Genomic DNA, 17,715 nt, shown 5'->3' with positions numbered 1-17,715 from the left:
ATTATTTATAGGCAATACACGAAATCTCCACACGCACATCCTTAGGCAAGCGTGCCACCTCTACCGTCTCTCTAGCGGGAGGATTTTGAACGAAATAACGGCCGTAGACTTCATTGATTTGGCCAAAATGACCCATATCCTTCACAAAAATGGAACACTTCACCACCTGTTCGAACGTATAGCCAGCCGCTGTCAAAATATGTTGCAAATTCAACATCACTTGATTGGTCTCTTCTTCAATCGATCCACCCGCCTCGAAAACGGACAAGGCAATCTGACCAGACACGTAAAGCGTGTTGTTCACCTCAACTGCCTGGGAATAAGGTCCAATGGGAGCAGGTGCTTCAGGAGATAAAATTATTTTTTTTGTCATACCTTTGAAATGAAATGCAAGTTACCAAAATTTGAGCTAATCCTCGAAATTTATATCTAGATGTTGAAACGAATTTACTCCAATAAAGGAGTCTTTTTCATGTTACTCTCCTCGCTTTGCTTCGCGATCATGTCCGCGATTGCAAAAGAAATGAGCCACACGTTCAGCTCCATTCAACTCGTCTTTTTCCGAAGCGCCGTAGGATTACCTTTCTTATTAACTAGCCTATACCGAAAACCGGCCGTTCAAGCAGGTGGCAAACTCTATTTCATTATCCTACGTGGACTTTTAGGCGCCTTTACCTTGTATTGCCTCTTCTATACGTTGGAACACCTGGGTTTATCCTTAACGAACACTTATGGACAGGCATTCCCGCTCTTCATCGCGGTTTTTAGCTTCTTTTTATTGCCAAATGAGGGACTTTCCAGCAAACAAGTATTATTTCTACTGATCGGCTTCTTTGGTATCTTGTTGATTTTTCAACCTGGAAGCGGCGGATCGCTTTGGCATCATAGTACCGGAATCATCTATGCGATGGGCACAGCCTTAGGTTATTTAGCCATTAAAGAGGCTCAAAAATACTACGATTCCCGTTGGGTCGTCGTTTCCTTTATGGGAGCTGGATTAATCGCTTCTACCCTTTCCCTTTTAACGGGAACACTAGGTGGTTTTGAAAATAGCTTCGTGACGGGTGTTTGGGTGCAGCCCTCTCTAGCGGAATGGATCTGGGCCTTAGTGATGGGTCTTTTAGCTTTAGGCGTTCAATACTTTACCACGCAGGCGCTATTAAACGAGAAAGCAAGTGTAGTAGGCGTAGTGGGAAATAGCGCCGTTATCTTTTCAATTGCGATTGAGGTGGTGCTAGGCCACGGATTACCAGATTTGCTGACATTTCTGGGGATGGGGCTGATTGTGTGGGCGGGGTGGAAGATTAGTCGCTAGTCTTTAGTCCGGAGGGATTGAGTCCGGAGGGATTGAGTCCGGAGGGACATTTCATGATTGCATCCGATTCGCGGATTCAATCTTTATGCTTTATTCTTTGTGCTTTATACTTTAAATAAATTATGCATTAAACAAAAAATGGGACCTTTTAAGGGCCCCATTTTTAATAAAATCTTCCGGACTCATTTCCTCCGGACTTCGGACTAATTAAGCTGTCGCATTATTCATCACTTCCGTTTGCTTACGGATAGACTCTAAGTGAACTAATTTGAATAGCTCTTCTACGAATTCTGGATATAAAGCTAAACCTTTCGCTTGGTTTGCACGGTCGTTATGTAATTGCTTCCAACGATCTAATTGCAATACCGCTACGTTGTTATCACGCTTGTATTCCCCTAATTTCTCTACTACTGACATACGAGCAGCCAGCACTTCTAATAATTCACGGTCGATGTTGTCGATTTTCTCACGAAGACCTGCTAATTCATCAGAGAAGTCTGCGCCGTAGCTCGCGTTGCGAACTTCTAGGTCACGTAACATTTCGCCTAATTTCTCCGGAGTTACTTGTTGTGAAGCATCTGACCAAGCTGCATCTGGATCGCGGTGAGTTTCGATGATCATACCATCGTAGTTCAAATCCAAAATACGTTGAGACAATTCCATCAATAACGCACGCTTACCAGCCATGTGAGATGGGTCACCGATCAAAGGCATTTGAGGGAACAAACGCTTTAATTCTACTGCCATCGCCCACATAGGAGAGTTACGGTACTTTGTTTCTTGTGCATTCGAGAATCCACGGTGGATAGCACCTAATTTCTTGATACCTGATCCTTGAAGACGCTCAAAAGCACCTACCCAAAGAGCTAAATCAGGATTCACTGGATTCTTTACTAATACAGGAACGTCTACTCCTTTCAAAGCATCCGCTAAATCTTGTACGTTAAACGGGTTAACCGTTGTACGAGCACCGATCCATAAAACATCAACGCCATATTTCAAGGCTAATTCAATGTGCTCTGGAGTAGCTACTTCAATCGCTAAAGGTAATCCTGTTTCTTTCTTTGCTTCTACTAACCATTTCAAAGCTGGTTCTCCCATCCCTTCAAAACTGCCTGGACGTGTACGAGGTTTCCAAACACCCGCTCTCATGATGTGAGCATAACCCTCCGCTTTGATACGGCGAGCGGTTTCTAATACTTGCTCTTCTGTCTCAGCAGAACAGGGACCCGCGATGATCAAGGGCTTGCCGTTCGTCTGAATCCAGTCCTGCATCGGTACAATGTCTAAATTGGCATTCATAATAATCTGACGGTTAACGAGGACTTCCGTCCCCTATTGATTTGTTTATTTATTTCTTAAGCAATCGATAATAATTAACTTATATTTGCAACAATTTTTCGCACAAATGACAAAAAAATCATCAACATACTCCTCAACAAGTTTATCTTTTGAGGATACTCAAATCGCCTTTGCATCGAAAGACAATTTTCAGTTGAAAAAGTCCTATTGGATTTTTGCTGCAATGAACCAAAATTGGCTCGTAAATTTAGGCACTTTTTTCATCAAATTATTCCTTTTCCTGCATTTTCCGGTTAAAAAAGTCATAAAAAGCACCATTTTCGCTCAATTTTGTGGCGGAGAAACCATAGATGGCTGTGAATCAACGATTCAAGAACTCGAAAAAGCGAAAATCGGGACTATTTTGGATTACTCGGTAGAAGGGGAAGAAAGCGAAAAATCATTCCAAAAAACCAAGGAGGAAATCCTAAAAACCATCCGTAAATCGGCCGAAAATCCGGCCATTCCCTTTGCTGTTTTCAAGGTGACGGGGATCTTTAAGGCAGAGCTTTTGGAAAAAGCACAAACCGAAGCAGAATTAACAGAAGAAGAGCAGGAATTATTCGATCATAGCAAGGACCTTTTGATGGAGATTTGCGATCTAGCACACACATTAAAGGTTCGCCTTTTCATCGATGCAGAAGAAAGCTGGATCCAGACCACGATCGACCAATTGACCTATGAGATGATGGCAAAATACAACCAAGAGACAGCCATCATCTACAATACGTTCCAAATGTACCGCCACGACATGCTAGCGAACCTAAAAGACGCAATTGCAGCAGCGGAGGAAAAGAATTATTTCCTAGGAGTGAAATTAGTGCGCGGGGCTTATTTAGAAAAAGAACGCCAAAAGGCCCACGAGGATGAGTATTCTGAGCCATTACATGTTTGCAAAGAAGATACAGACCGCGATTATGATTTAGGCGTTGAATTTTGCCTAAAACACGTAGAACACGTACATTTCTGCATGGGTACCCACAACGAGGCGAGCTGTTTACGTCTTTGTGATGCCATGAATGCCTTACAAATACCGAGCAATCACCCGAACATCTATTTTGCGCAATTATTAGGCATGTCAGATAACATCTCTTATAATTTAGCTGCCTCAGGCTATAACGTGGCCAAATACGTTCCTTACGGCCCCGTAGATGCCGTAATGCCGTATCTATTCCGCCGAGCAGAAGAGAATAGTTCCATCGCAGGACAGACTTCCCGCGAATTTGCCCTTTTACAAAAAGAAGTAAACCGCCGAAACAACCAATGAAAAATTACCGCTATTTCTTGTTAAGCATTTTGATTATTGCCCTAGATCAGGGGATTAAAATAGCGGTTCACACGTGGATGGAACCCGGTTATTTTGGCCAAATTCCTCTGATTGGAGACTTCTTCAAATTACACTATACCTTGAATCCGGGGATGGCCTTTGGTATTCAGATTGGTTCTATTTGGGGCAAACTCATGTTAACTAGTTTCCGCATCGTGGCGATGTTCGGGATTGGTTATTACTTGCATTCTTTAACTGTTAAAAACAGTCCTACTGGCTTGCTGGTCTCTGTGGCTTTGATTTTAGGAGGCGCCATTGGAAATTTGATTGACTCCGTATTTTACGGGGTTTGGTTTAATAATGCACCAGCAGGCGCGCCGATGAGCTGGTTCCATGGTCAAGTGATTGATATGTTCTTTGCGGATTTTTATGAGGGCACTTTACCATCTTGGATTCCTCTTTGGGGTGGGTCGTATTATTCCACGCCTATCTTTAATTTCGCTGATGCCGCCATCTTTTGTGGGGTAATGGCTATCTTGTTTTTCCAAAACAAGTTTCTCCTAAAAGACGAATAAACATGAACCAAGGCTTTTATCTCTTCTTTTTATTAGCCTTGTTAGCGGAGATCATAGGCACGATCAGCGGATTCGGTTCCTCCATCCTATTCGTTCCTTTGGCATCCATTTTCATTGATTTCAAATTAGTCTTAGGCATCACAGCCGTTTTCCATGTTTTCAGCAATCTCTCGAAGATTTTTTTATTCCAAAAAGGGATAGATAAAACCATCGCCCTGAAACTAGGCATCCCTGCCGTACTCTTTGTCATTCTAGGGGCTTATTTAACTTCTATTATTCCCTTAAAAGAGATCGAATTATGCATGAACCTCATCATCCTTGGTTTAACCGTATTCTTGATCTCAGGCGCAGGAAAAAAGATCAAACAGAGCAATTTTAATCTGTACACAGGAGGTGTGATTTCAGGCTTTTTAGCTGGCTTAATCGGAACAGGTGGTGCGATTAGAGGAATTACTTTGGCGGCTTTTGGCCTAGAAAAAGACATCTTCATCGCCACGTCTGCTTTGATTGATTTAGGGGTAGATTCTAGCCGTGCGGTGGTGTATATCCTACAAGGTTATTTTACACAAGAACACCTTATACTGATTCCTTTTCTGATTGTTATCGCCATCTTAGGATCTTACCTAGGCAAAAGGATACTTGCCTACATTCCAGAAAAATACTTTCATTACATTGTGCTGGGGGTGATCGGAACAATTTCCATCTTGCAAACCATCCAGTATTTCAGGGCATAAAGAAGCCCAATCGTTTTCGATCGGGCTTCTTGAATAAAGGCTGTCAGAATTACTTCTTAGGAGCAGCTGGTTTCGCAGCTGGTGCTGCTACTGGAGCCGCCGCCGCTGGAGCTGGCGCACCTGCTGGACGTGGAGTAATACCCATTTTCTTCAATACTAAGTCAGAGATATCTGCCTCCGCTGGGAAGTGCAATAACACAGGGTTAGCACCTGTACCTGGCTCGTAGTTGTTGAATACAAATGTATAGGCGTTCTCATTCGCTACTGCGTGCATGTTTTCTTCAATCTTCTTCACCACTGGTTGTAACAACTGAGCTTGCTTCTTTTGGATCGAAGTTTGTGCATTTTGCTGAAATTCCTGAATCGAAGTTTGCAAGTTTTGTAATTCTTTCTCTTTGTCTTGCTTGATGATATCAGACGTGTTCGCTGGTAACTTCTCGTATACCGCTGCTTTATCTTGGAAATCTTTGATTTTCGCTTGAATCAATGTTTGGTATTGCTTCTCTGTGTTTTTCAAATCTTCCTCTACTTGCTTAGCCTCTGGCATTTGGCTATAAATTTTCTCTTGGTAGATGAATCCGATTTTTACTTGAGCCGTAGCAGGCAAAGCAGCTAATCCGAAAAGTAGGCCTGCGGCCAAAATAAACTTGTTTTTCATGTGTATTAATAATTTGTTTGTGTTCTCTGTATTATTTAGGGTAAAATTAATTCTTTTTAGGACTTTTCTGCTCTTGCGCCTCTTCTTTCTTTGTTTTTTCTACCAAATTAGGATCTAACTCTAAACCTAATTCCTCTAAAACATAGTCAGAGTAGTCGTGGACAGGATTCGTATACAATAAAACCAATCCGTCGTTTGCCTTATCAAAGATGAAGTCTAAGCGTTTCGCTCTAACTACTTTTTCAATCGCTTTCGATATTTGATCTAAAATCGATTTATAGGCCGTTTGCTTTAGTTTAAATAACTCACCCTCCGCACCAAAAACCTGATTCTCAAAAGCCTTCGCTTCCTTACCTTTAGCTTGTATGGCTGATAATCTTTGCTGCTTTAAATCCTCCGTTAACAGGAGTTCCTCTAGCTTAAATTCCTTTTCAAGCTTCTCTAGCTCTTGCTTTTTCTTTTCAACCTCCGCTAACCAGGTCTTGGTGTTCTGGTCGATTTGCTGCTGCGCTTTGGCATACTCCGGCATCTTAGATGTAATGAACTCCGTGTCGACATAACCGAATTTTTGTGCAAAGCTCGAGCTCGCAAACAGCAAAATACCCAGAATTGTCAGCAGCAAACGCATGGGGATTATCTAAGTTGTTGTCCGATAGAGAAGGTAAAGGCTTGACGACCAAAATCTGTATCTCCCGGACGTGGCTTATCAAAGCCCATTCCGTAGTCAATTCCGATCATCCCGAATGCCGGCATAAAAATACGTGCACCAAATCCAGCCGCCTTGTATAAATTAAACGGACTGTATTCGCTTAACGAAGCGAAGTTATTCCCGCCTTCCGCAAATCCTAACAAGAAGATCGTTGCCGATGGATTTAAGGATACTGGATAACGTACTTCCATGACAAACTTGTTATAGGCAACTCCCCCATTACCATACGAACCCGATGGCCCAATAACGCGGTCTTTATACCCTCTTAAACCTACGATATCGCGGTTAAAGGAGAAACCTTGCACCATACCCGAACCACCTAAGTCAAAGCGCTCAAAACGAGTCGTCTCTTTTCCGCCATATGAACCCAAGAAACCTAAGTGAGCACGCGTATGCAAGATGAATTTACCCACTAATGGACTAAACCAGCTCGCATCCATCATCCACTTATGGTACTCAATCAACAGATTATCCTTGTTCCCTCCTAACAAGGAATAAGGAGGAGTCAATGAACCTGTCAATGAGAAACTCGATCCCGAACGAGGGAACGTAGGATTATCAATACTGTTACGAGAAAAGTTCGTCATAAAGGTCACAGACGTTGAGATACCCTGTGGATAAGCCCACGTGTAATAACGATCCACATCGTACTTCGCAAAGGAGATAGAATGGCTTAATGAGAAATAATCATCTGGCCATTTCAAACGCTTTCCTAAACTTAAGGTTAAACTTGTCACGTTAAAGTGAGCACTTTTTAAGGAATCAGGCACAGAATAACCACCGTAGCTACCATAGCCACTGCCATAACCTCCACCATAGCCGCCGTAACCACCATAGCCACTTCCATAACTACTTCCATAACCGCTACCATATCCTCCCATACTCGCGGATTGAAATTGGTAAGGATATGAAATACTACTATTCAATGAAATGGAGAACGAATTAGGCTTTTTACCACCTAACCAAGGTTCTGTAAAGGTTAAACTATAATTCTGGTAAGCCGCTCCGTTTGCTTGGAATTTGACGGCTAACTTTTGGCCATCACCTGCAGGCAATGGATGATAGGACTTAGGATTAAAGATATTCTTCGCCGAGAAGTTATTGAACACAACCCCCAAAGTACCAACAAAACCTATATAGCCTCCCCAGCCTCCAGAAAGTTCAATCTGATCAGATGGTTTTTCTTCTACATTGTACTCGATATCTACCGTTCCATCTGGGCGTGGAACTGGATTAGGGCTGATTTTCTCTGGATTAAAGTAACCGATGGTCGAAAGCTCACGGACCGTTCGAATAATCGCAGACTTATTAAATTTCTGACCTGGTAAGGTACGAATCTCCCGCATCACTACGTGATCAGATGTCTTTGTATTACCATTCAAGGTTACCTTGTTAATCGTGGCTTGCTTTCCCTCAGAAATACGAATGGTCAAATCGATGGAATCCCCTTCAATTGCCGTTTCAACTGGCTCTGCGCGGTAGTATAAATACCCATTATCCATGTAAACGGAACTTAAATCCTCCCCCGGATTCGAGTTCATTTTCTTGTCTAATTCTTCTGTATTGTATACATCACCTTTCTTTACCCCTAATACGTCGTGTAAAACGGAATCAGGATAGATGTAGTTACCTTCAAAACGAATGCTTCTGTAATAGTATTTACGACCTTGCTCAATGTTTAAAACTAGGTTAATGGACTCCTTGTTGAAGTTACCAATGGAATCAGACTTCAATTGGAAATCACGGTAACCTAATTTATTCATCGCCGCTAGTAACTTTTCTTTGTCTTCATCCCATTTCTTAGGAACGAATTTAGACGGCTTGAAGATACGGCCAAAGCGAATCTGCTTTGTATTCTTAATCTTACGTAAAATCAACGAACGTTGACTTTCATCGATACCGTTAATGATGATTTTATGCACTTTCACTTTCTCGCCCTTATCGACCGTCACTTGCAAAATCGCATTGTTACCGCGCATCGAATCCGTCTTGATGGTCGACTTCGTTTTTGCGTTTAAGCGTCCTTTTTCTTGGTAATATTTACGAATTGTCAATTCTAAGTTTTTACGAAGCGTCTCGGTGATGATTTTCCCTTTATAGGTCTTCATCTTCTCATTCAGCGCCTCTTGCTCCCCTTTTCTGATTCCCGTGTATTTGATAGAGAATAAACGAGGGCGTTCTTTTAACTCAATCGTTAGCCAAATCTTTCCTTCTTCCGCTTTCGTCGCATAGATCTGCACTTCGTCCAAGATCCCTTGATTCATAATCTTGCGAATCGCTGCACCAATCGCTTCTCCTGGCACCTTGATTTTATCTCCTACCTGAAGGCCTGAGATGTTAATCATCGAAGTTCCATCGTAAAACTGAGAACCCGTTACTTGAATATCCGCAATGGTATATTCCTTCGGATCTGCATACGAGAAATTCGTTTCAGGAAGTGCTGAACTGAGGGAACGAGCGCCACCCAAAATTTGGGCAGAGGCAGAATACGCTCCTAGGATAAAAATGAGTAGGCCCAAAAAGAGGCTACGGTTATTCTTTAATCGGATGGCAATTGATTTTTTCATACGGGGGCCTCAGCCCTTAATTTAATTGTTCACTTATCTTTCCAAAACGTCTCTCACGCATTTGAAAGTCTATAATCGCTTCATTTAGATGTTCTTTTCTAAAATCAGGCCAAAACAAATCTTCAAAAATATACAACTCTGCATAGGCTAATTGCCACAGCATAAAATTACTAATCCGGTGGTCTCCTCCCGTTCTAATCATTAAATCAGGATCAGGCATTCCCGCCGTAGACAGGTATTTATTTATCGTATCAGCATTAATGGATGCTGCGTTTAATTCGCCACTTTTTACTTTCTCCGCTATTTGCTGCGTTGCTTGCACGATATCCCATTTACCAGAATAGGAAAGTGCTAAATTCAAGGTCAAACCCTTGTTGTTTGCTGTTTTCTCCATCGCCTTTTCTAATTCAGCACGAGAAGAAGCAGGTAATTTACTTAAATCCCCGATTGCCTTAAGGCGAATATCCTTCTGGATCATTCCGGGCAATTCATCCTTAATTGCACTCACTAACAGCGTCATTAACGCCGTTACTTCTGCTTTAGGACGATTCCAATTCTCGGTAGAAAAGGCATATAAAGTCAAAAACTGTACGCCTAATTCTCCACAGCCCTCGATCGTCTCCCGCACTGCTTTCAAGGCAGATCTATGTCCAAAAACACGATCCATGATCCCTTGTTGCTTTGCCCAGCGTCCATTACCATCCATAATAACGGCGATGTGAACTGGAACATTACGTAGATCAATTAACTCTTTCAATTTCTAAAGGATTTGTATTCAATAAGGGGCAAATGTAGTCATATTGACCACCCTATCCAATTAAAACTTGTTAATAGGTAGGACAAAAAACCGACTGAATCGTGTAGGTAACGGTGAAGGAAGAATTCAAAAACTGATCCCCTTTCGTTAAATTAAACGATGCTTCTCCATCGGACAAAGGACGATCCAGCGCATCTGTAAAAGTCTTTCTCGCACCTAAATCGAATTGAATTCCCCAGCTAGGTGATAATTGGTATTTCACCCCTACCCCGAAAGGTAAGGCATAATTCATTTTCGTATTGGTCTTGAAACCTACCCCATCTTGGGAACCGGCTACTTTGGCAAAAACCGAAGAAACACCCGCATATAAATACGGAGTCCAGTTGTTTACACGTCTAACCGAGTTTTGGTAATTCAAGAAATTATATTCCACTAAAGCGTCTAATCCAAAAATAGACGTGGCAAAATTCGTCACTGGAAGGGCCACTGTCACCGGAGAAACGCGATTTCCTGTGCCACCTTTCAAATCCGTAAACACGGCTTGAAGTCGATAAGCAAAAGTAGGACTGTTTTGATAACGCACTTGCAGATTTAAAGCGGGACGCGTCATGGCCATCTCCTTGTCATTAGGTAAAGTATGCCAGTTAGCCCACGTTCCGTGATAGAGGGATCCTCCTAAACCAGCACCGTATGACCAGCGTTGCGCGCTTGCGGACAAGCTAAACAACGATAATAAAAGCAATAAATAGAGGTTCTTTTTCATCAATCTACAAAGATAAGCATCTGATTCTAATTTACTATGATTAATCGTTTGGTAATTCTTGCACCCGTAGAGGCAGCCAAGCTGACTAAATACGTGCCCGCCGGGAATTGCGTTACATCTACTGGATAGGTATAGGTTCCGCTCGGCACTTCGCCGGCATAAATCGATCCTACTTTTTGACCTTGCATATCGAACAAGGCTAGTTCCACGCGCATCGCTTCGAAGACCGCAAATTGAATACGAACTTGTTCGGAGGCTGGATTAGGCGCTGGATCGAGCAGGGTGACTTTAACTCCGGCCTCCGCAATGAGCGGCGAATTCAAGAAGATGGGTAAGCGATCAAACGACTTTTTGAAAATACCGGCAGTGCTCGTGGTGGACAAGCCTAAATGATCAGACAATACGGTTGAATAGACTTGGCGGTAGTCAAAATTAGGTTTTAAATCGCCGTTGGAATCTAGGTTCGCCAGATTCGGATTATCGCCTATTAGGCCTCCGCGCACGGTATTTCCAATCACAAATAGCGGTGCCGCTGTTCCATGGTCGGTTCCGGTAGTGCCGTTTTGATTTACCCGACGCCCAAATTCCGAGAAGGTCATCAGCGTCACCTTGTCTGCCTTGTTTTGGGTTTTTAGATCTTTTTGAAAGGCCGCTACCGCATCAGATATTTGTTTCCACAGATTCGCATGCTGATTTAACTGATTCGCGTGTGTATCAAATCCACCGATCGTGCATAAATACACCGGAGTTTCAAGTCCTCCTGTGATGAGTTTTGCAACGATTCCGAGTTGTTTTGCTAGATTGGTCGCTGGATAAGTCATGGAGTTCGCTCCCTTTAATGCGCTATCTCGGATGACGGTCGAATACTGAATTGAGGCACTAGAAATCTGTTTCAAAAAGGCTAATTCATCCCCAGCTAAGGTCGCTGGCGGGATTTCATCATCCGCTAAAGTTCCGGAAACAAGCTGATAGAAAAGGGCTGGATCTTCGAAAACCGTACCGAATCGACCGATGTCGGATTGAAATAGTAGGGATTCTACGGAACCTAATTGGATGGCCATGGGGTGAGCAGGCATCGAAATGGGGTATGCAGGGTATTTTTCAGCCAAATAACGTGCCGCCCAGCCTTCCTCCCAGACTACATTCGCATCCGATCCGGTATTCCAGATGTCGGTGGCGCGGAAGTGGGAACGGTTCGGATTTGCGTAGCCTACGCTTTGGACTATTGCCACATTTCCTTGATCATACAAGGATTTTATTCCCGTCATCGAAGGATGCAAATACATCCCATTTTTAAGGGCAAGCGCGTCGACTTTTTTGATCGCGATGTCTGGTCTTTTCGCAAAGTACGTATCGTTTTCCGCTGGAATCACCGTATTTAATCCGTCATTCCCCCCAGACAATTGAATGATCACTAACGCATTTCCTGCAGGCACAGAGGCCGCTAAACCAGCAGGCAATGCGGCGTAGGCCTGCCCGGGAATACCCGAAATGCCTAATCCGACCCCTCCCGAAAGAAGCGCCATCCGCCGTAAAAACTCAGACCTAGTTAGTTCCTTCTTCATTTTTAGCAGAGTTGAAATTCAGGTAGGCGCATGACCGCTTTGAAAAATTGCTGCAAATTCACATTAGCTCCTGGAGTGTAGGTAGACCAGTTTTTAACGATGGTTCCACCTAATAAGGTTTCCAGTAAAAATGCTTTCTTTTTTACTGTAGGCGGAAAAGCTAAAAATAAGAGGCAGACATCGTCAACGAATTCCACCGCCTTTTCTGAATTGTTGAATGTTTGGGCAAAAAGAACCGGAACCAATTTTCCGGTCACCGCCACGCCATTATAGCGCTTTCCTGTGATTAAAGAATCCGTAAATCCTCCCCGGTAGGAATAAGTGGTGGAGGAGATCCATTCCCGCTGACCTGGCCAGCCTGCTACGTTTGGCGGTTGGAAAAGCTGCATTTGAAGGACTTTGGCCATCTCATACATATTGATATAATCTGGCGCAGGCAATTCTAAAAGCTTCGCGGCACCTACCATTAATTCCGTAGGGTTCTTGATTTTACTTCCGATATAGGCAGGAGTATAAAATTCATTCGAGGTGAATAAGAATTTTAACAGGGGCTTTATTTCGTAATTATTCGAACGAAGAACAGCGGCCATTTGTAGGACAAAAGTTTCGTTCGGTTTGTAGTAAACAAATTCCTGATAGAGTTTTCGGCAGAGGAATTCCGCCGTGGCTTTTTGGTCAAAAATATGATCAACTAACGAGTTAATATCGAATTTCGCGGTTTTTCCCAAAATCATCACCGACGATTCAGTGTACCATCTTGAGGCGACAAACGTAGCGCTCAAACCACTAACTTGCCATCCGGACAATACTTTCGCGGCTTGTTTAATGTCTGTTTCTGAATAATTCCCAATGCCCATGGTGAATAACTCGAGGAGCTCCCTCGCATAGTTTTCATTAGGTGCTGACCCTCGGGAGTTGTGGCCATCTAAATAGATGAGCATCGCTGGATCAATCGAAATCTCTTTTACTAGCTGTTTGAAATTACCAAAGGCATATTTTCTAAACAGGGCATTTTGTGCGTACATGTTTTGGGGATATACGACTTTATCGCGCTCATTAGCAAAGTGATTGTGCAAGAAGAGCACCATTTTCTCCTGCATATTCAGGCCCTCCTTGTACATCAATTTGAACCACCAATAATTGAATTCTCGGTACCAAGTACCTGTCTCACCGGAAGTCGTTTGTGACGCTGCTGGTGTGGTATTCACCCATGTATTAGGAGCGGCTGGTGCTGGGTTATCTTTTAATAGGGCTAAATCCACTAAGTCGGCGAATGAACCATAGCCCTGAGCAACAGATAAGTCATTCTTAGAATACCCGAAGAGCGTTCTCCCTAACAAATGACTCACATGGGTTACATTCCAAACTGCCATATTTACTTGATAAATTTAATTCGCAAAGTGGTGTCCGGCTTTGAAAAACGTTGCACGCGGACATCCAATGAATTCGCGGCTTTGCTTACGCGCTGAGGAACGGCGATTTGATCAAAGAAAACTGGATCCGCGTCGACTAGATCCACGATCTGTTTTTTACCCTTCTCCCCTTTGATCACTAGGTAATAATGGATTTCACTCTTGTATTTTGCGTCGGTGTATTTCTTGCGGATGGATCCATTCCAGGTCATCTCCGTGATTTCGTCTGCTTCGTTAAAAACTTTTTCAGCCCAAATGTTAGGCAAGAAAATCTGTGCCGCGAAGGCCATTCCCGTCATAGCGATCAGAATAGAGCCAAAGTTTTTGCCAAAGAAGTCGTCCTTATTCGCCGATGCGCCGCCACCCATTCCTCCGAAAAGGGGCATTTTTAATTTTTTACGGGGAGCTCTGCGCGGTGGAACTGGAACGTCTGACATTTTGTTGAGGAGATTAATTTACAAATCAACTAATTTTGATTGGATTCTAACATTTTTTCGGATTAATTTATCGATTATAGTTAGGATAAAAATTCAAATTGGTAAATTGCCTTTTCATTTTTCCAAACGCCTAACAAGCACAGAATATTATAATGATTTCATTCATCAGTAAATCGGTAACGAAAATTTTTGGCACGAAATCAGAGCGCGACATTAAAGCGTTGATGCCTATCGTTGAGAATATAAAAAACGAGTACGCTAAGTTAGCCAGCTTGTCCGATGACGAATTACGCGGTAAAACAGCGGAATTCAAATCGCGCATCGCCGCTTTCTTATCCGATATAGATAATCAAATTACTTCCCTACATACCTCTGCAGAAGAAACAGAAGATGTAGATGCGAAAGACCGTTTTTTCCAAGAAATCGATGCCCTTCAACTAGAGCGTAATTCACGCTTAGAGGTCGTATTGATGGAAATCTTGCCAGAAGCCTTCGCGGTGGTGAAAGAAACGGCACGTCGTTTCACAGAGAACAAGCAATTAGTTGTTTCTGCAACGGTAGAAGATAAATTCATCGCCTCTAAGAAGAAAAATGTGGTGATTGAGGGCGAGAAAGCAATTTGGAAAAATCAATGGTTAGCCGCCGGAAATGAAATTACCTGGGATATGGTGCACTACGATGTGCAGCTAATCGGGGGTATCGTATTACACCAAGGAAAGATTTCTGAAATGGGTACGGGGGAAGGAAAAACACTCGTTTCTACCCTTCCTACGTATTTAAATGCCTTAGCGGGACGCGGGGTTCACTTAGTAACGGTGAATGATTACTTAGCGAAACGTGACTCCGAATGGAACGCGCCATTGTTCGAATTCCACGGCTTAAAAGTGGATTGCATCGATAAGCACGAACCAAATACAGAAGAGCGTCGTGTCGCTTACATGGCGGACATTACGTATGGTACGAATAATGAATTTGGCTTTGATTACTTGCGCGACAACATGGCGCGTAGTTTAGAGGATCAAGTCCAAAGACCACACCATTTCGCGATGGTCGATGAGGTCGATTCCGTGTTAATCGATGACGCGAGAACGCCATTGATTATCTCTGGGCCGATTCCAAGAGGTGACGAACAAGAATTTGAAACGTTCCAGCCGCGTATTTTTAAATTAGTAGAAGCGCAGAAGCAGATCGTTCAGAACTTCTTAGTGGAAGCGAAGAAATTGATTGCCGCTGGTGATAAGAAAGAGGGTGGTTTGGCCCTATACCGTGCCTACAAAGGTTTACCTAAGTCGAAGCCATTGATCAAGTTCCTTTCCGAAAACGGAATGAAGCAATTGATGAACGAGACGGAAAGTACGTTCCTAGCAGACAACCAAAAGTTGATGCCAGAGGCAGTAGCGCCGTTATTGTTCACGATCGAGGAGAAGAACAACCAGGTGGAGATGACCGAGAAAGGATTGGAATTTATGAGTGGCAACACCGAGAATCCGAACTTCTTCGTACTTCCGGATTTGTCTATCGATTTAAACAAGATAGAGCAAAACAAGGAATTATCTGACGCTGACCGTTTAGGCGCGAAGGAGCAATTAATCCAAGAATACAACGAGAAAGCATCCCGTATTCACACGGTGAGCCAGTTATTGAAGGCCTATACCCTATTCGAGAAGGATACAGAATACATCTTAGTAGATGGCAAGGTGAAGATCGTGGATGAGCAGACGGGTCGTGTGATGGAAGGCCGCCGTTATTCGGATGGCTTGCACCAGGCGATTGAGGCGAAGGAAGGTGTGAATGTAGAAGATGCATCCCAAACCTATGCCACGGTTACCCTCCAAAACTATTTCCGTATGTACCACAAATTAGGCGGTATGACGGGAACGGCGGAGACGGAAGCGGGCGAGTTTTGGACGATCTATAAACTAGATGTCGTTTCGATTCCTACGAATCGTGTCATTCAACGTAAGGATCACGAGGATAAAGTGTACCGCACGGTGCGCGAGAAGTACAACGCGGTGGCGGAAGAGATTCAAGAATTAGTAGCCAGCGGACGTCCTGTCCTAGTAGGTACGACTTCGGTAGAGAACTCGGAATTATTGAGCCGTTTGTTAACGATTCGTAAGATTCAACACAATGTATTGAATGCCAAACAACATGCTCGCGAGGCAGAAATCGTCGCAGAAGCGGGTCAGTCAGGCAAGGTAACGATCGCTACGAACATGGCGGGTCGTGGTACCGATATTAAATTAAGTGTAGAATCTAAAGCGGCGGGTGGTCTTGCGATCATCGGTACCGAGCGCCACGAATCACGTCGCGTCGATCGCCAGTTGCGTGGTCGTGCGGGTCGTCAAGGGGATGTGGGTTCGTCACAGTTCTTTGTTTCCTTAGAGGATAACTTGATGCGTCTTTTCGGTTCAGACCGTATCGCGAAAGTGATGGATCGTCTGGGAATGGAAGAAGGCGAAGTGATTCAACACTCGATGATTACCTCGTCGATTGAAAGAGCACAGAAGAAGGTGGAAGAGAATAACTTTGGCATTCGTAAACGTCTATTAGAATATGATGACGTGATGAATTACCAACGTAATGCCATCTACAAACGTCGTCAAAACGCCCTTTTAGGCGAGCGACTATCATTGGATATCGTCAACATCTTGTTCGACGTGTGCCGCGACATCGCGACGCAGTTTACAAGCTACGATGATTTCGAATTGAAAACGATCGAGTTATTAGGAATGGAGCCTCCATTCGATGCTTTGGCATTCAATAAATTGAATAATGACCAAAGAACGGAACAATTATTCCTAGCCGCAGAGCAACATTATAAGTCGAAAAACGAGGTCATCGCCTCCCAGGTCATTCAGGTGGCTCAAGAAGCGAAACAACACGGTTATTCTGGCATTCAAGTGCCGATTAGCAATGGCCAAATGACCACAGGTATCGTCGTAGATGCAGATAAAACGATTTCAACACAAGGTAAAGAGGTGGTCAAAGAGATGGAGAAATTCATCACCTTATCACTGATCGACCAAGAGTGGAAAGAGCATTTACGCGAGATGGATGACTTGAAACAATCAGTTCAAAATGCGGTATTCGAACAAAAAGATCCTTTATTGATCTATAAATTCGAATCCGTGAACTTGTTCCAACGTTTCGTAGCCCGCGTGAACATGGATACCATCAGCTTTGTGATCAAAGCCGAAATTCCAGCAGTTCAACAAACGAATCAATCGACTGCCAAAGCACCGAAAGAGAAAGCACCTAAATTGCAAATGAGCAAAGACGATGCGATTTCTTCTCTATTGGGTGGCCTAGCCGGCGCACAAGAGGAATACCACGATCCTTCCACTCCTTCAGTAGAACGCGCGGCACCTCGCCAAGCCATCAAAATCGCAGATCGTAACCAACGCGTGACGGTTCAATACGCTGACGGAAGCATCAAAGAAGATGTGAAGTACAAGACGGTGGAGCAGGATGTGGAAAGTGGGAGAGCGGTGGTGATCGCTTAAATAGAGTAGAGATTATAGAGTAGAGAGTATAGATAAAAAGGCGCTGATGGCGCCTTTTTTGATTTAATTCAGAAAGAGAATAGTTTTGATTTGACCGGCATAAAGTATG

Annotated in this window: 15 protein-coding genes; 5 read left to right on the top strand and 10 right to left on the bottom strand. The window is 43.4% G+C overall.

Going from position 1 to position 17,715, the window contains the following annotated elements; translation table 11 throughout:
- Position 1: 1 nt before the first annotated feature.
- Complete coding sequence (locus SKC35_RS10900) at positions 2–373, bottom strand: Rid family detoxifying hydrolase (protein ID WP_377979396.1); 372 nt, start codon at positions 371–373, stop codon at positions 2–4.
- Positions 374–433: 60 nt separating this feature from the next.
- Here SKC35_RS10900 and SKC35_RS10895 point away from each other — a divergent pair, with 60 nt between their 5' ends.
- Positions 434–1,315, top strand: a complete 882-nt coding sequence (locus SKC35_RS10895; protein WP_377979395.1) for a DMT family transporter — start codon at positions 434–436, stop codon at positions 1,313–1,315.
- A gap of 207 nt (positions 1,316–1,522) precedes the next feature.
- Here SKC35_RS10895 and SKC35_RS10890 read toward each other — a convergent pair whose 3' ends face one another.
- The gene (locus tag SKC35_RS10890) at positions 1,523–2,617 is read right to left on the bottom strand and encodes a chorismate mutase (RefSeq protein ID WP_377979394.1); all 1,095 of its coding nucleotides are present in this window, start codon (positions 2,615–2,617) and stop codon (positions 1,523–1,525) included.
- A 193-nt stretch (positions 2,618–2,810) separates the two neighbouring features.
- Between SKC35_RS10890 and SKC35_RS10885 the strand changes: the two genes are divergently transcribed.
- The 3 genes from SKC35_RS10885 to SKC35_RS10875 are packed head-to-tail and all read left to right on the top strand — an operon-like array spanning position 2,811 to position 5,232.
- Positions 2,811–3,923, top strand: coding sequence for a proline dehydrogenase family protein (locus SKC35_RS10885; protein WP_377979393.1), 1,113 nt, complete (start codon positions 2,811–2,813; stop codon positions 3,921–3,923).
- Positions 3,920–4,498 (top strand): lipoprotein signal peptidase, encoded by a 579-nt coding sequence (locus SKC35_RS10880; protein ID WP_377979392.1) that lies wholly within the window; start codon positions 3,920–3,922, stop codon positions 4,496–4,498. Before SKC35_RS10885 ends, SKC35_RS10880 begins: the two co-directional genes overlap by 4 nt.
- 2 nt (positions 4,499–4,500) lie before the next feature.
- Entirely contained in the window at positions 4,501–5,232 is a 732-nt protein-coding gene (locus SKC35_RS10875; protein WP_377979391.1) for a sulfite exporter TauE/SafE family protein, read from the top strand.
- Positions 5,233–5,281: 49 nt separating this feature from the next.
- On the opposite strand, the gene SKC35_RS10870 is transcribed toward SKC35_RS10875, so the two are convergent.
- The 8 genes from SKC35_RS10870 to SKC35_RS10835 all read right to left on the bottom strand — a co-directional run bounded on the left by SKC35_RS10870 (position 5,282) and on the right by SKC35_RS10835 (position 14,100).
- Positions 5,282–5,890 carry an OmpH/Skp family outer membrane protein gene (locus SKC35_RS10870; RefSeq protein ID WP_377979390.1) on the bottom strand — a complete coding sequence of 203 codons (609 nt, stop codon included), beginning with the start codon at positions 5,888–5,890 and terminating at the stop codon, positions 5,282–5,284.
- Positions 5,891–5,936: 46 nt separating this feature from the next.
- The gene (locus tag SKC35_RS10865; protein WP_377979389.1) at positions 5,937–6,518 is read right to left on the bottom strand and encodes an OmpH/Skp family outer membrane protein; all 582 of its coding nucleotides are present in this window, start codon (positions 6,516–6,518) and stop codon (positions 5,937–5,939) included.
- Positions 6,519–6,523: 5 nt separating this feature from the next.
- Complete coding sequence (gene bamA / locus SKC35_RS10860) at positions 6,524–9,166, bottom strand: outer membrane protein assembly factor BamA (protein ID WP_377979388.1); 2,643 nt, start codon at positions 9,164–9,166, stop codon at positions 6,524–6,526.
- A 16-nt stretch (positions 9,167–9,182) separates the two neighbouring features.
- Entirely contained in the window at positions 9,183–9,923 is a 741-nt protein-coding gene (locus SKC35_RS10855) for an isoprenyl transferase (RefSeq protein ID WP_377979387.1), read from the bottom strand.
- Positions 9,924–9,993: 70 nt separating this feature from the next.
- The gene (locus SKC35_RS10850; protein ID WP_377979386.1) at positions 9,994–10,686 is read right to left on the bottom strand and encodes a DUF6089 family protein; all 693 of its coding nucleotides are present in this window, start codon (positions 10,684–10,686) and stop codon (positions 9,994–9,996) included.
- Between the two features lie 26 nt (positions 10,687–10,712).
- Positions 10,713–12,251, bottom strand: coding sequence for a DUF1501 domain-containing protein (locus SKC35_RS10845; protein ID WP_377979385.1), 1,539 nt, complete (start codon positions 12,249–12,251; stop codon positions 10,713–10,715).
- A 2-nt stretch (positions 12,252–12,253) separates the two neighbouring features.
- Positions 12,254–13,624, bottom strand: a complete 1,371-nt coding sequence (locus SKC35_RS10840; RefSeq protein WP_377979384.1) for a DUF1800 domain-containing protein — start codon at positions 13,622–13,624, stop codon at positions 12,254–12,256.
- 2 nt (positions 13,625–13,626) lie between these two features.
- Complete coding sequence (locus SKC35_RS10835) at positions 13,627–14,100, bottom strand: hypothetical protein (protein WP_377979383.1); 474 nt, start codon at positions 14,098–14,100, stop codon at positions 13,627–13,629.
- A gap of 152 nt (positions 14,101–14,252) precedes the next feature.
- On the opposite strand from SKC35_RS10835, the gene secA reads away from it, so the two are divergent.
- A complete protein-coding gene (secA, locus tag SKC35_RS10830) occupies positions 14,253–17,606 on the top strand; it encodes a preprotein translocase subunit SecA (RefSeq protein ID WP_377979382.1) in 3,354 nt (1,117 codons plus the stop codon).
- Positions 17,607–17,715: the final 109 nt, after the last annotated feature.

This window comes from Aquirufa originis (assembly GCF_042714495.1).
GTDB classification, from domain to species: domain Bacteria; phylum Bacteroidota; class Bacteroidia; order Cytophagales; family Spirosomataceae; genus Aquirufa; species Aquirufa originis.
The sequence above is the reverse complement of the archived record's forward strand: the minus strand, read 5'-3'. Positions and strand labels throughout refer to the sequence as shown.